This is a genomic window from Ureibacillus sp. GCM10028918, from assembly GCF_042666115.1.
Classification (GTDB): domain Bacteria; phylum Bacillota; class Bacilli; order Bacillales_A; family Planococcaceae; genus Ureibacillus.
On sequence record NZ_JBHTFK010000036.1, the window covers coordinates 26,957 to 42,482 of the forward strand.

Below are 15,526 nucleotides of genomic sequence, written 5' to 3' on the forward strand. Positions count from 1 at the left end.
AAACTCTTCTAAAAGGAAGACAGTTGTCATCAGTCATGGGTGAACAAAGGCATCTACAGCCAATGTGCGAAAGAGTGGGCGACTTAAGAAAACAGTCTCCTGCTTTTTCCACTTTGTTCTATGAAAAAATCAAAAGAATTCATATAAAATAGGACTAGTTACATAAATAGGAATGAAGGAAGGGGGTTTATGAATGAATGTTATTCATCAATTATTCTCTAAAGATAAACATATAAATACTTTCATCCAACAAATTGGTGAAAAGAATTATGATTCACAGCTTATTACGGGGTTAACAGGAAGTGCTCGACCTGCATTTATTCATACCATATTTGAAGATCTAAAAAAACCTATCTATATATTGTCGCCAAATCTTCTACAAGCCCAAAAATTAGTAGATGATTTATCTTCCCTAGTAGGAGAAGATGCAGTTCATTATTACCCAGCCGATGAGTTTATCGCTGCCGACATGACAATCGCATCACCGGAATTAAAGGCTGCCCGAATTGCGACCTTAGATCATTTAGTTAAAAAAGAGCCAGCTATTTATGTCATTCCGATTGCCGGAATGCGCAAAATAATGACACCTCCCGAGCAGTGGAAAGGTTACTTTTTAAAAGCAACAATTGGAAAAGATATTGATATAGATGAATGGTTGCTTCACTTAGTGACGATGGGATATACAAGAAGTCAGATGGTTACAACACCTGGTGAGTTTGCGTTGCGTGGGGGAATACTCGATATCTACCCACCCTATGCAGAGTCACCTATTCGTATTGAGCTTTTTGATACTGAAATCGATTCCATTCGTACGTTCTCAGCAGATGACCAACGCTCTATCGAAAAACTGGATTCTGTCGAAATATTGCCAGCTTCGGAAATCTTATTAACGAAGGACCAACGTTTGCAATTAGCTGAAAGACTGGAATCGGCTCTTGCCAAGAGCTTGAAAAAAATTAAAAAGCAAGAAACTCAAGAAGCACTGTATCAAAATATAAAACATGATATCGAACTTTTGAATCAAGGAAGTATCCCTAATCATGTGACAAAATATGGGTCTCTTTTATATGAAAACCTGTCCTATTTAGGAGATTATTTTGATGTTGATGGGATTGTCCTATTCGATGAACTGGGCAGAATCCAAGAAGTAATGGATGCATGGGAGCGTGAAGAAGAGGACTGGTTTATTTCATTAATAGAAGAAGGGAAAATTGTACATGATGTAAAGCCTTCTTTCTCATTTAAGGAAATCAATTCAATGTTGGAACACCAAAAGCTCTATTTTGCACTTTTTGCCCGAACTTTTTCTGGAATCCAATTTAAAAAGACAACGAATTTCTCTTGTAAACCAATGCAACAATTCCATGGCCAAATTGCCCTCCTGCAAAATGAAGTAGAAAGATGGATGCAGGAGAATTTTACGGTTCTCTTTATGGCAGATGGAAAAGAAAGAGTCAAAAAACTCCAAAGTATGCTGGAGGAGTATGGGATTCATAGTTTAATAGGAAACCCGGTCGATGCTGGAATCTATATCGTGGATGGCCAACTAGCTTCAGGCTTTGAATTGCCGCTGCAGCGAATTGCAGTTGTGACGGACGACGAATTATTCAAGCAGCAGTCAAAAAGAAAACAACGCCGGCCACAAAAAATGTCAAATGCCGAACGAATCAAGAGTTATACGGAAATTAATCCTGGTGATTATGTCGTTCATATTCATCATGGGATAGGAAAATATATCGGTATTGAAACATTGGAAGTGAACGGTAATCATAAAGATTATCTTCATATTAAGTACCGGGCAGATGATAAGTTATTTGTCCCTGTTGAGCAGATTGACTTAATCCAGAAGTATGTAGCCTCTGAAGGAAAAGAGCCAAAGCTGCATAAACTGGGTGGAGCAGAGTGGAAAAAGGCAAAAGCCAAAGTTTCATCCGCTATTAATGATATAGCAGATGATTTAATTAAACTTTACGCAAAACGTGAAGCAGAAAAAGGATATGCCTTCGCTCCTGATACAGATGAACAGCGAACTTTTGAAAGTGCTTTCCCATATGAAGAAACTGAGGATCAACTGCGTTCTATTATCGAAGTAAAACATGATATGGAACGGGAACGCCCAATGGATCGCCTTGTTTGTGGAGATGTTGGTTATGGGAAGACAGAAGTTGCGATTCGTGCAGCTTTTAAGGCGATTATGGATGGAAAACAGGTAGCCTTTCTTGTACCAACAACAATATTGGCACAACAGCATTATGAAACAATTCAAGAGCGTTTTGAAGGCCATGCTATTAATGTAGGCTTATTAAGTCGCTTCCGAACAAAAAAACAGCAGACAGAAACGATAAAAGGGTTAAAAGAAGGAACTGTTGATATTGTGATAGGTACACACCGAATTTTATCGAAGGATCTTATTTTCCGTGATCTAGGTTTGTTGATTGTCGATGAAGAGCAACGATTTGGTGTAACGCACAAGGAAAAAATTAAACAGTTAAAAACGAACGTGGATGTTCTCACTTTAACCGCTACGCCAATTCCGCGTACATTACATATGTCGATGGTGGGGGTAAGGGATTTATCGGTTATTGAAACACCACCTCAAAATCGATTCCCTGTACAAACCTATGTCATGGAGTATAGTGGTGCACTTGTACGTGAAGCTATTGAAAGAGAAATGGCACGTGGCGGACAAACGTTTTATCTCTATAATCGTGTAGAGGATATGACAAGAAAAGTAGAAGAAATTCAAATGCTTGTCCCGGAGGCACGTGTTGGCTATGCCCATGGAAAGATGACCGAATCTCAATTAGAGTCCATCATTTTAAACTTCCTAGATGGTGAATATGATGTCCTCGTTACAACAACCATCATTGAAACGGGAGTAGATATTCCTAATGTGAATACATTAATTGTCCATGATGCCGATCGTATGGGATTATCGCAGCTTTATCAGCTACGCGGTCGTGTGGGTCGATCAAATCGTATTGCATATGCTTATTTCATGTATCAAAGAGATAAAGTATTAACAGATGTGGCAGAACAACGACTGCAAACAATCAAGGAGTTTACAGAGCTCGGGTCTGGATTCAAGATCGCGATGCGAGATTTATCGATTCGTGGTGCAGGTAACTTACTAGGTGCACAACAGCATGGCTTTATTGATTCTGTCGGGTTTGACTTATACTCACAAATGCTTGAAGAAGCGATTGAAGAGCGAAGAACAGGTGTTGTAAAAGAGGAAAAACCTGATGTTGAGATTATTCTGCAAACAGATGCCTATATTCCGGATGCCTATATTCCAGATGGCTATCAAAAAATTCAAATGTATAAACGCATTAAATCAATGGAACGGGTGGAAGACTTTAATGAAATTTGGGATGAATTAGTGGACCGCTTCGGCGATTTGCCAGTTGAAACAGAAAAGCTTTTACGCATTGCCCGGGTAAAAGTATGGGCGCTTGAAGCAGGTATCACAGCGATCAAAGAAAAACAAAAAGTAATTTCCCTTTATTTATCAGAACAAGGTACAGCAAATGTTGATGGTAGTGTGATTGTAACAGAATCCATGAAATTTGATCGTGCAGTTGGATTTTTAATGGAAGGGGCAAAGTTAACACTAACAATAGAAGAGAAAAAATGTGGCAAGATTCCTCCTTTTGAAGTGTTGGAACAATTAGTTGAAATTGTTGCTAAAGCCAAAAAGCAATAAGAAGACTTTCATACAAAGTTAAAATGAAACTTTATTGAATATTAGCATAATAATTTACTTTTGTTGCCCGACTTTAGAATTTAAACCTCTTCATACACTTTCTGCATACATTGACCAATTCTTAACCATACTATCTGTGTGAATGAAAATTGATTCTGAAAGAGAGGCAGCAAAGATGAAAGCAACAGGAATTGTCCGTCGTATCGACGATTTAGGTCGCGTTGTTATTCCAAAGGAAATTCGCAGAACGATGCGTATACGTGAGGGAGATCCATTGGAGATTTATACGGACCGTGAAGGTGAAGTTATCTTAAAAAAATATTCCCCAATAAATGACTTAAGTGAGTTTGCAAAAGAGTATGTTGAATCACTTTATGAAACAGTTGGTACGCCAGCGCTAATAAGTGACAGAGATGAAATGATTGCGATTGCTGGGTTAGCGAAGAAAGAATACGCAAATCGTCGTTTATCAGTATTTGCAGAAGATTTCATGAAACAACGATCCATTGTATTGGATAAAAATGAATCGACTATAGAACTTGTACCGGGCCAGTTTGAACAAGTGAAATCCTACTGTGTAGCACCAATTGTTACGAATGGCGATGCAATTGGAGCGGTATATTTATTATCAAAGGTTCATGTTATAAGTGAAGTTGAATCAAAAGCGGCAGAAACAGCGGCCAATTTCTTGGCAAAGCAAATGGAAAACTAAAAATATAAAACAACGTCTCTATTCGAAGGGGACGTTTTTTTATGCATTTATAAAATGCTTTAGTCGATTGTCATAGAAGACACTTATCTGGAAGTCGAGCCCCTCTGGTATTTCGTGATATACTATTGGCAATGTTACGGGGGATAGGATGAAAATGGCAGATAATTTTGGAATGAAGGAATATATGAAAGGTGCACTGCTATTAACGATGGCAGCTTTAATTGTGAAGGTTTTAAGTGCGGTCTATCGGGTACCCTTTCAAAATTTAGTTGGAGATCAAGGTTTTTATATATATCAACAAGTCTATCCGTTTATTTCTTTCTTTGTCGTTTGGACATCTGGTGGCTTTGCAGTAGCCATTTCCAAAATGTTGGCGGAAGCGCAGAGTATGACGGATGTTGAGCAAAGAAGAAATTTCATCAAGCGCACGATTTTTCAGTATCTAACATTACTATCCATTATGTTCTTTTGCGTATTATTTTTTGGAGCAGATTTGCTCGCGCATCTAATGGGTGATGCACAGCTAGCTTCACTCTTAAGGACGGGTTCTTTTGTAACGCTATTTATGCCAATTGTTGCGTTAATGAAAGGGCATTTTCAGGCAAAGGCCGAAATGACGCCCGTTGCATATGCACAAGTAATTGAACAGTTTGTTCGGGTGAGTATTATATTACTGGGTGCAGGGCTTATAATGACAACATCGAAGTCACTATATGCAGCAGGAAATGCAGCGGTCATTGGTACAGTCATTGGGGAGATAGCGGGAGTCCTTTTACTGCTTTATTTCTCCAAAAGAATAAACGTGATACCAGGGAAAGTTAAAAGTAAGGAACGGAAATGGCCAATCGTAAAAGAAGTTACCATCTTAAGTTTAAGTGTGAGTATGAGCAGCTTATTACTTTTGTGCTTTCAATTAATTGATTCATTTACTGTATTTTCAATATTACTTGAAAATGGTATGGCAGAAATAGATGCAATGAATATGAAAGGAATCTATGACCGTGGTCAACCTTTAGTGCAGCTAGGTGTTATAATCGCTTCCTCACTTTCGCTTGCGATTGTACCTCTAGTAGCTTATCAATCCAAGAAAACGAGTGGACGTGGAGCCGCCCCCTTTATTCAATTGACCTATCGAGTTTCATTGCTTTTAGGTGTTGCAGCATCAATAGGACTAATCATTGTCATGCCTTACGTAAATGAAATGCTTTTTGAAACAAATAGCTTATCAACTGTATTAAGGATTTATGTATTACAAATTATTCCCTTATCAATTATATTAACTTTTACGGCAATCCTCCAAGGTATGAATAAGCTGAAATTTCCAGCAGTCATTTTATTAGCAGCGATACTCTTAAAGTTTATTGGAAATCGGCTGTTTATTCCTAACCTGGACGTATTAGGGGCTGCTATCGCTAGTAATATCGGTCTGTTTATCAGTGCAGGCTTTCTGATGGTTTATTTAAAAAAATTATTGAAGATGAGACTAGCAAAACGTGATTTCTACATAAAACTGGGTTTTGCCAGTGGAGGTATGATTTTAACGGTAATGGTTATGGACGGCATTCTACAAAACGCAATCGCCTTACATTCAGGTCGAATAGGTGCGGTTGTAACAGGTGGCAGCTTGATCATTATCGGCGCATTTGTTTATTTAACAATTGTTGCCAAAACGAGACTGCTGGCAGAGAAAGAATGGTTTTTAGTGCCTTTTGGGCGTAGAATGGCGGCTTTCCAGCTATTGCTGAATAAAAAGAGGTAGGTGAACATATGCACAAGTTAACAGTAATTGGCCTAGGTGCAGCAGAACTTAATCAGCTGCAAATGGGTGTATATAAAAAATTGAAAACAGCACAGAAAATCTATGTTCGAACAATGGACCACCCTGTGATCAGTGAACTGCAGGAGGAAGGTATTGTATTTGAAAGCTTTGACGCAGTTTACGAGAAACATGGTACATTTCAACCGGTTTATGAAGAAATTACAGCGAAACTAATAGAAGCAGTAGAATTGGAACCAGTGATGTATGCTGTTCCAGGGCATCCTTTAGTTGCAGAACAAACTGTCCAGCTTTTGATCGATGCTGAAAAAGAAGGGAAAATCGACTTGGTAATAGAAGGGGGTCAAAGCTTTTTAGACCCAATATTCGGTGCGCTTAAAATTGATCCAATTGAAGGGTTCCAATTGTTGGACGGGACAAGTTTTTCGATTCATGATATCAACATGCGCGGACATGTATTAATTGCCCAGGTGTACGACTCTTTTAGTGCATCGGAAGTTAAACTATCGTTAATGGAAAAGTACCGAGATGATTACCCGGTCACGATTGTAACGGCTGCAGGATCTTCGTTAGAACGTTTAACAACTGTTCCTTTGTATGAGTTGGATCAGTCGATGGAAATCAATAATTTAACTACAATCTACGTCCCGCCAGTTGAAGGTGACTTGGATGCTCTACGTGATTGGACTACATTCAGACGAATTATTGCAACCCTGAGAGGGCCAAATGGCTGTCCATGGGATCAAAAACAAACCCATGAAAGCTTAAAGAAATACTTATTAGAAGAAGCTCATGAATTTTTAGCAGCAATCGATGCAGAAGATGATTTTGGTATGGTAGAGGAACTTGGAGACGTACTCCTGCAAATCTTCTTGCATGCTCAAATTGGCGAAGATAATGGGTATTTTAACTTAGAAGAAGTTTTAGCTTCAATCAGTGAGAAAATGATCCGTAGACATCCTCATGTTTTTGGTGATGTATCGGTTCAAAATGCTGATGAGGTAGTGGTAAATTGGGATGCAATCAAACAACAGGAAAAAGGGGAACAAACAGGCTCCTTATTAAAAGGAGAGTATCGAGCAACTTCTTCTCTTTTAACTTCTTTTAACTATCAAAAGAAAGCAGCTTCTGTAGGCTTTGATTGGCCAAATGAAGATGGTGCATGGGAGAAGTTCCTGGAGGAATGGAACGAGTTTAAAAAGGAAGTAACAAAAGGAAGTTCTGCAACTCGCCTAGACGAATTCGGGGATGTTTTATTTACGCTTGTCAATATTGCTCGATTCTATAAAATTTCTCCTGAGGAAGCGATGATTCATGCGAACGAAAAGTTTGCTCGGAGATTTCAATTTGTAGAACAAAAGGTACAGGAAAGTGGGCTTACGTTTAGTCATTTTACTTTGGAGCAATTAGATGCATTTTGGAATGAAGCAAAAGTATTAGAGAAAAGGGAGAACTTATAAATGCGAATCGATAAATTCTTAAAAGTGTCCAGATTAATAAAAAGACGTACGTTAGCGAAAGAAGTCGCAGATCAAGGTAGAATTACGATCAACGGGAAAGTGGCTAAGGCTGGGTCTGCCGTGAAAGTAGGAGACGAGCTTGCGATCCGTTTCGGACAGAAAGTAGTAACTGCTCGTGTAGAAGATTTACGAGAAAATGTTCGTAAAGAAGAAGCCATGAATATGTTTACGATTCTTAAAGAAGAAAAGCTTGATAAAATCGAACCTCAATTTATCGATGATGAAGAATAGAGTTTAGAACTTCTTATTTGAATTAACATTACGAGAATAAAAATATTAAATTTCTAGAGCATGGCAACAAAATAGTTGTCATGCTTCTTTTAGTTTCAGCATAAAGTGAACAGAACAAACACAAACAAGCGAAGGAGGAACGATATGACGCTACATCAAGAAAGTAATCGTTACACTATGACATCTGGTGACCATCTTGTGACAGTGCGCAATCGAAAAAGAATGGACATGACTTCTGTAAAGGAAATTGAGCGATTTGATCAGGAAGAGTTTTATATCCGAACTGCTCAAGGCCATTTACTAATCCGTGGTGAGGAATTACGTATTGTCCATTTAGACGTCGATAAAGGGTTGTTGACATTAGAAGGAAATGTAAAACTAGTACAATACGATGACGAAGATTCAGGGTTATCAAAAGGCTTCCTCCATAAATTATTTGGATGACCATAAATGAACAGGTTGTAAGTATATTGATCATGGCGCTTAGTGGTTTATTGGTTGGTGCAATTGTTGATTGTACACGTTTTTCACTAAGTGCTTTAAGTCAAAAATCAATCTTAAGAAAAATGGGATATGGAGTAGAGCTTATTGTTTGGGCACTTTTAGGTGCCCTAACATTTTATATTTTATTTACTATTAAGGGTGGAGAATGGCGTTTAGTCGACCCATTAGCGCAGATTTTGGGTATCTTTTTATATGAAGCTGTTTTTCAACCGACTTTTCGTTTTATTGGACGAGTCTTTATTTTCCTTATAATTAAGCCTATTATCGCAATTATTAAATTGGTGAAGAATGTTATTATAGGTACTATCAAACTGGTTATTCGTATTATTTTGATTATATTCCTACCATTTCGCAAAATATATAATAAATTCCTCAAAAAACATTTTCAAAAACTTTATACAAAAGTTAGAAGGACTTTCTTTAAAAAACGTTGAAATAATAGTATAATAGAATGTACAGACTTTTGGAGGTGACGGATATGGCAGAGCGTAAAAAACGACAATCTAATAATGTTCGAACGCTTGAAAATGACTATGTCCGATCAACTGAAACACACGTACAATATTCAAGAAAACAAAAAGTAAGAACGCGTAGAAGATTAACCGTTTTCGGATTGCTTGCAACGATTGTTCTTGTTTTTTTAATAAGTACATCTTTAACGCAAAACAAACGACTAGCTGAAAAGCAACAGCAGAAAGAAGAAGTAGTTGCAAAGCTGGACGAAGTTAAAGAACAGCAGGATATGTTAAATTTACAAATAGCAAAACTTGAAGATGATGAGTATATTGCAAAATTAGCTCGTAAAGAATATTTCTTATCCGATGATGGAGAAATAATCTTTACTATCCCAGAAGATGAAGAAAAAGATGAAAAGTCTAACAATATTTCCAATTAATGTCATACAAAAACGACAAACAATCGCTTATTTTCAATAAAAAAAGTGTTTTTCGAGTAATAGAAAAAGAGTTGTCTTGTTGACACTCTTTTTTTGTTGGCTATAATAAAAGATAAACGTGAATCAATTATGCACGTTACACTAAATTTGACTACTGGCTGTTAAGCCGCTTAAATTTTAAGGAGGAGCATTTTTTTTATGTCAATTGAAGTAGGCAGCAAAGTACAAGGTAAAGTAACAGGAATCACAAATTTTGGAGCATTCGTTGAGCTGCCAGATGGCAAAACGGGCCTAGTTCACATTAGTGAAGTTGCAGACAACTATGTTAAAGACATCAACGAGCATCTTAAAGTTGGAGATGTTGTTGAAGTTAAGGTGATGAATGTTGAAGCGGATGGCAAGATTGGTTTATCAATCCGTAAAGCAAAGCCACAACCAGAAAGAACTGAACGTCCTGAACGTCCTGAACGTCCTCATCGTCCACGTCGCGATAACAATCGTTCTAATGATCGTAATGGTCCAACAAAAGAAAACTTTGAGCAAAAAATGGCGCGATTCCTAAAAGATAGTGACGAACGTCTTACAACTTTAAAACGTGCAACTGAGTCTAAACGCGGTGGCCGTGGAGCTAGAAGAGGGTAGTTTGCTGTCTGTTTTAAAGCGTAGAAAAAGTGTTATATAGATAAAGGCTGTTGGTGAGATGTCTCCCAACAGCCTTTTTGGTTTAGTGAAATAAAAGAGTCTCAGAATTACTTTAGTAAAACAAATTTTAGGTTACTATACAGAAAGTCTTTCTATATAGAACGCGCAGCCTACCACGTAAGCTGCGCAATAGTTGCGGAAAGTCTAGAATTTGGAGCTAGCTGATTGTGTGCCAAGACCAATAACCCAAAGGACACTACGAGAATCTATTTAGTAAAGTAAAGATATCGTGAGTTATTTTAATAAAGCAAAACTGGGTTACTATACAGAAAGTTGTTTTAAATAGAAGCCGCAGCCTACCACGTAAGCTGCGCAATAGTTGTGGAAAGTTTAGAAGTGGGGCCTTTGTGTGCTAAGACCGCTCACCTAAAGCCCGCTTTATCAGAATCTTTATTAGAAAAATCCTTTAAAGAGCACCTTTTGATATAACAAGTAATCTTCCTTTTATCTCCCTTTTTCGCTCAATAGAAGTTTTGTGACGCCGAAAATGCCAGTCCCACAAAGGATTAGACCAACAATAAGCATGAAGATCTGCCACACAGCGGGGATTGTTAAAATGATACCTAAAACGACTAAAATCGAGCCAACGGAACATAAAAGAGCAAGTAAACTAAAACTATTTAACATGATAAATTGCCTCCGAAATTCTACTTCATAATCCATAGTCTTAGTTTATCCTTCAGAACCATTGAAATAAAGTAGTCTCCCTTAACGATCCTCAACTTTACGACAAGTATTTTTTATTGTTGTCTTATCGGACATTACGTCGAACGATTTTATTCTATTATTTCACTACTAGACAAATTTTATGGAAACTCTTTTATATAATAGGCGCTAACACTATTAATTAAAGGAGCTGTAAAAATGGCAAATATCGAAATGATCAACGAAAAGACATCGGGGCTAACTTTCTTTAAAAGCTTCGCTCTTAAGAAATCAAGTTTCTTTATTCACATTTTCTTTTTGTTATTGGCATTGTTTCTGTCAAGAGCAGTAATGTTTGAAGCGGCCGTTCCGTTTTTATTACCTCTTTGGGCAATTGTCAAACAAAGATATGAAAATGAAAAATGGGCAGTTCTTGTTGGAGGTTTATTAGGGGCGCTTACTTTAAGTTTAGGACAAGTATTTATTTTAGGGTTACAGCTTGTGCTATATGAAGCAATTACCCGATTTAAGTATTGGAAACTGCCAATTGGAATTTCAGTTGGTTTAGCCATCTTCTTTGGACAATTTCTATGGCAAGGCATTGCACATGTAGGAATACCGCCATTAATTGTACAGCTGTATATTTACTACGAAGTCATATTAGCATTTTTAATGACAATTTTTGTGAATCTCTTTTTAGTGCAGCCTCACCGATTTTGGGCGGCAGGCTGGAGTTATGAACGAGTGGGGGCAGGACTTGTTATTTTAGCCATGGTGTTGACAGGAGTTCAATCAGTAGTCGTTTCCTATTTTGGTTTGTATCCTTTTTTGCTGCATATAGCAATTTGTATTGCCGCAATAACAGGAGGCGTTCCGATAGCCGCAATGGTCGCAACAATTGTCGGTGCCTTGGTTGGGGTAGCGAAATTATCTTTTACCGGGATGATTTCCGTTTATGCCATGACTGGTGTTGTAGCCGGGTTGTTTAGTAAGGTTGGTCGCTTTGGAGTTGTAATCGGGAGTATGGTTCCAAGTGTATTCTTTTTCTTTTACGATGCAACCTTACCACTAGATTCAGTGTATTTTGTGTCAATTGCTATTGCAGGGATTGTTTTCTTCGCCTTACCAAAAAGTATGGTTACATTCCTTTACGATGCAATTCATCCAAAACGAGATGAAGTTTTACTTCAACGGCAGCAATGGTTGACAGAACATACAACAGAAAAGTTGGAGTCCTTTCAAAATTTCGTCTTATTCATGAAAGAATTAGTGTTTGATCGATTTACATCGACAGAACCGGTAAATGAACCTAGGAAAGTTGAACCGTGTGCAACGTGTTTAAGTTGTTTTCGATATGATAGTTGTTGGGGTGCCAGAAATACAATGGAGCCCATTATCGAAGATTGGTTTGTGGCGAGGGCAGGTGTTAAGGAATCCGAGCAGATTCGGGCTGAGAAACGGATAAAAGCACAGTGTGTCAAATCAACACGACTGTTGGAAGAATTGGATCATCAACTCTATACTGACAAAATGAATGGCCAATTCTATCACGGGAAAAAAATGATTGCCCTTCAGCTTCGAGATTTAAGTAACCACTTAAATAAATTAATGGAGGATATGAGAGATGAGACCCTTTCTTTTAAAACGATAGAGGAGGAATTGGAACAGCAATTTAAACGAGCTCAGGTGCAATGTTTCCAAATTGATGTATTAAATAATACTGTGGGAGAGCGAGTTGTTATTTGTTCTTTTGCACAAAAGAATCGTACTCACGACGATCAATATATGCTTTGTGAACGGATTGTTCTACCCATTCTATATGATGTCTTTTCCGAGCCTTTTCAAGTGGAGAAGATTTCGGACCAAAAAAATCCATTTGCTCATGTGCAAATACGTTTTCGCTCAGCAGTTCGTTATGAAATAGAGTATGATATATATAGTAGAGCAAAAAATTCAGCCTGGGTTTCAGGAGATACACACGCAATTTTCCATATCCACCCGGGTCTTGTCGCGGTTATGCTATCGGATGGTATGGGGCAAAGCAGGGAAGCACAGCGTGAAAGCCGCAGATTAGTGCGTCTGATGAGAGAATGCTTAAGCTATAATATGAATCCGGAAACAGCAATGCATACTCTACACTATGTTATGTCTCTAAATCGAGAAGTAGACATGTATGCAACAATCGATTTTGCTTTAGTCGATTTGCAAAAAGGATCGCTTTGGTCATGGAAGGCTGGAAGTATGTCGACCTATATATTACGCGGGGAGAGATTACTAAAAGTAGATGGTGCAGCGGCCCCTGTTGGATTCATGCCAGTATTCTCAATTGAAACAGAAAAAGTGAATTTACTTGCAGATGATTTTGTTGTCATGGTATCGGATGGTGTATTCTCAAGTGATTTTGATTGGGAAGAACAAGAGAGATATCTGGTAAAGCTATTAAAGGCACGCATCCAAAATGATATGCCAATTGAAGTAATTTTGTATGATGTAATGGAGCAATTTGGAGAAGTTTATCCGGTTGATGATGATTGTACAGTCATTATGTTTACAGTCAACCATGTTGTTCCGAAATGGGCTGTATTTAGTCCTTTAAGTAAAGAAATATCATAATGGATGAGTAATATTGATTAACCTGAGGTGAGAAGATGTGTCATTTGAATTAAAAGTACAAAAGTATATTTCTGAACAACAACTAATTGAAAAGGGCGACCGTCTTCTCATTGCTTGTTCTGGTGGAATTGACTCTATGGGGTTAGTACATTTTTTTAAGAAGTTCCAACATATTTTTGAAATTAGATTATTTGTTGCCCATGTAGACCATATGTTAAGAGGAGAGACATCTTTAGAAGATCGATTTTTCGTCGAACAGTTTTGCCATCAAAATAACATTCCTGTTTTTAGTACCTCAATCCCCATCCCTCAATTACTTCGTGAAGAAGGAGGTAACTCTCAAGCCATTTGCCGTAGAGAGCGCTACACTTATTTTGAAGAGTTGATGAAACAAAATAACATTCAAAAGCTTGTAACTGCTCATCATGCGGACGACCAATTGGAATCTATCCTAATGGCTTTAACAAAAGCTGGGACCATTAGTGGCATGAAAGGTATCTATGCAAGTAGAAGTTTTTCTACTGGTACAATTATTCGCCCTTTTTTAGCGGTTACAAAAGAGGAAATTAGGGAATATTTACAGGAAAAGGGGGGCTTGTATCGAGAAGATGCAAGTAATGCAAAAGATGATTACACGCGAAATCGCTTTCGTCATCATATAGTACCCCTATTAAAAAATGAAAATAGAAATGTTTCTTCCCATGCAGTCCAGTTTGCCCAAAATTTACAGCAGGATGATGATGTATTAAGAGCTATTGCTTTAGAGCGTTTTCCCCACATTGTCGCAGAAAGTGGAAAACAGTCCTATACACTAAAGATTCCCTTATTTCAAAAAGAACCAGTTGCTTTACAAAGGAGGATCATTTTAATACTATTAAACTATCTTTACAATAGTTCTAAATTTAACCATAGCTATACACTCATTTCCTCTATTTTAAGTTTGTGTGAATCGTCCCATGGGAGTGCAAGTCTTCATTTACCGGAACAGTTCGTTGCCAAACGAAATTACGAAGAAGTGAAATTCGAGAAGTTAACAGACTTTATGTATGAAAACCTTTCTCATCAAACAGTATTGATGGAAGAGTGGACACAACTGCAAAATGGCACTCGAATATACATAGGAGAAGCCTCAAATGTTGTACACACAAAGGGACAGAATGTAAGGACATATTTCTTTAACTCGAAATTGGTTACTACCCCACTCTTAATAAGAACTCGTGCAAATGGCGACCGCATTTCATTGAAAGGGATGGAAGACCCCAAACGATTATCCAGACTTTTTATTGATGAAAAGATACCATTAGAAGAACGAGCATATTGGCCAATACTCGTTGATGCCAAAGATCAAGTGCTGGCTGTTATAGGTTTAAGGGTGAGTAAATCGCTTTCAGATCTTAAACGGGAAAGTGATGATATGGTTCTTATGATTGCAAGTGAAAATAGTAACGTTTCTTCATTAAAATAAGTTATTATAATTAGTAAGGAAATATTTTTAAGAGCAGCGCATCTTGCGTTACGCTAAAGGGTTTATATTTTTCATATAAAGTAAGATAAAAACGATTAAAGTTTTAAGCAATTGAACACATTTTTAAAGAGTATTTACATTAGTGATTGTTTTTAAGGTGTTTGATAATTCAAGGAGGAACCACCATGATTCAAAATGATATTGAAAAGATTCTATTAACAGAAGAACAAATCCAAGAAAGAATAGCTGAACTAGGAGCTCAATTAACAGAAGAGTATAAAGATCTGTTCCCGCTGGCGATTGGTGTTTTAAAAGGTGCTGTCCCTTTTATGACAGATTTAATGAAGCGTTTTGAATCATACATTGAAATCGATTTTATGGATGTATCGAGCTATGGAAATGCAACGGTATCTTCAGGAGAAGTAAAGATTTTAAAAGATTTGAATACAAGTGTGGAAGGCCGTGATGTCATCATTATTGAAGACATTATTGATAGTGGCCTAACACTAAGCTATCTAGTTGATTTATTTAAATATCGAAAAGCAAAAACAATTAAAATTGTTACACTTTTAGATAAGCCTTCTGGTCGTAAAGTAGACTTGAAAGCTGATATTGTCGGTTTTAAAGTACCAGATGGATTTGTAGTTGGATATGGATTAGATTACGCAGAAAAATATCGTAACTTACCGTACATTGGCATTTTGAAAAGAGAGGTTTATTCCTTCTAAAAATTTCAATTTTTGAATTCTTTTCAAC

General features: G+C 37.4%; 12 protein-coding genes. All 12 read left to right on the plus strand.

All coding sequences use genetic code 11. The annotated features are described in order from the left end of the window. The first annotated feature begins 193 nt into the window (after positions 1–193). The 12 genes from mfd to hpt all read left to right on the plus strand — a co-directional run bounded on the left by mfd (position 194) and on the right by hpt (position 15,498). Positions 194–3,706 carry a transcription-repair coupling factor gene (mfd, locus tag ACFQU5_RS17135; RefSeq protein WP_390290559.1) on the plus strand — a complete coding sequence of 1,171 codons (3,513 nt, stop codon included), beginning with the start codon at positions 194–196 and terminating at the stop codon, positions 3,704–3,706. A gap of 175 nt (positions 3,707–3,881) precedes the next feature. Then, positions 3,882–4,418, plus strand: coding sequence for a stage V sporulation protein T (gene spoVT, locus ACFQU5_RS17140; RefSeq protein WP_390290562.1), 537 nt, complete (start codon positions 3,882–3,884; stop codon positions 4,416–4,418). 154 nt (positions 4,419–4,572) lie between these two features. Continuing rightward, a complete protein-coding gene (locus tag ACFQU5_RS17145) occupies positions 4,573–6,177 on the plus strand; it encodes a putative polysaccharide biosynthesis protein (protein ID WP_390290565.1) in 1,605 nt (534 codons plus the stop codon). A gap of 8 nt (positions 6,178–6,185) precedes the next feature. Next, entirely contained in the window at positions 6,186–7,655 is a 1,470-nt protein-coding gene (yabN, locus tag ACFQU5_RS17150; RefSeq protein WP_390290568.1) for a bifunctional methyltransferase/pyrophosphohydrolase YabN, read from the plus strand. Beyond that, complete coding sequence (locus tag ACFQU5_RS17155; protein WP_301139688.1) at positions 7,656–7,946, plus strand: RNA-binding S4 domain-containing protein; 291 nt, start codon at positions 7,656–7,658, stop codon at positions 7,944–7,946. A gap of 144 nt (positions 7,947–8,090) precedes the next feature. Beyond that, positions 8,091–8,390: a sporulation protein YabP gene (gene yabP, locus ACFQU5_RS17160; RefSeq protein WP_036197841.1), complete on the plus strand. Its 300-nt coding sequence runs from the start codon at positions 8,091–8,093 to the stop codon at positions 8,388–8,390. Beyond that, on the plus strand, positions 8,387–8,884 hold the full coding sequence (gene yabQ / locus ACFQU5_RS17165; protein WP_390290573.1) for a spore cortex biosynthesis protein YabQ: 498 nt from the start codon (positions 8,387–8,389) through the stop codon (positions 8,882–8,884). Before yabP ends, yabQ begins: the two co-directional genes overlap by 4 nt. 44 nt (positions 8,885–8,928) lie before the next feature. Beyond that, the gene (locus ACFQU5_RS17170; protein ID WP_390290576.1) at positions 8,929–9,345 is read left to right on the plus strand and encodes an FtsB family cell division protein; all 417 of its coding nucleotides are present in this window, start codon (positions 8,929–8,931) and stop codon (positions 9,343–9,345) included. A gap of 198 nt (positions 9,346–9,543) precedes the next feature. Next, positions 9,544–9,987 (plus strand): S1 domain-containing RNA-binding protein, encoded by a 444-nt coding sequence (locus ACFQU5_RS17175; protein WP_390290579.1) that lies wholly within the window; start codon positions 9,544–9,546, stop codon positions 9,985–9,987. A gap of 924 nt (positions 9,988–10,911) precedes the next feature. Then, entirely contained in the window at positions 10,912–13,305 is a 2,394-nt protein-coding gene (locus ACFQU5_RS17180) for a SpoIIE family protein phosphatase (protein ID WP_390290582.1), read from the plus strand. Positions 13,306–13,342: 37 nt separating this feature from the next. After that, the gene (gene tilS, locus ACFQU5_RS17185; protein WP_390290585.1) at positions 13,343–14,770 is read left to right on the plus strand and encodes a tRNA lysidine(34) synthetase TilS; all 1,428 of its coding nucleotides are present in this window, start codon (positions 13,343–13,345) and stop codon (positions 14,768–14,770) included. A gap of 185 nt (positions 14,771–14,955) precedes the next feature. Continuing rightward, positions 14,956–15,498, plus strand: coding sequence for a hypoxanthine phosphoribosyltransferase (gene hpt / locus ACFQU5_RS17190; protein WP_390290588.1), 543 nt, complete (start codon positions 14,956–14,958; stop codon positions 15,496–15,498). Positions 15,499–15,526 lie beyond the last annotated feature (28 nt).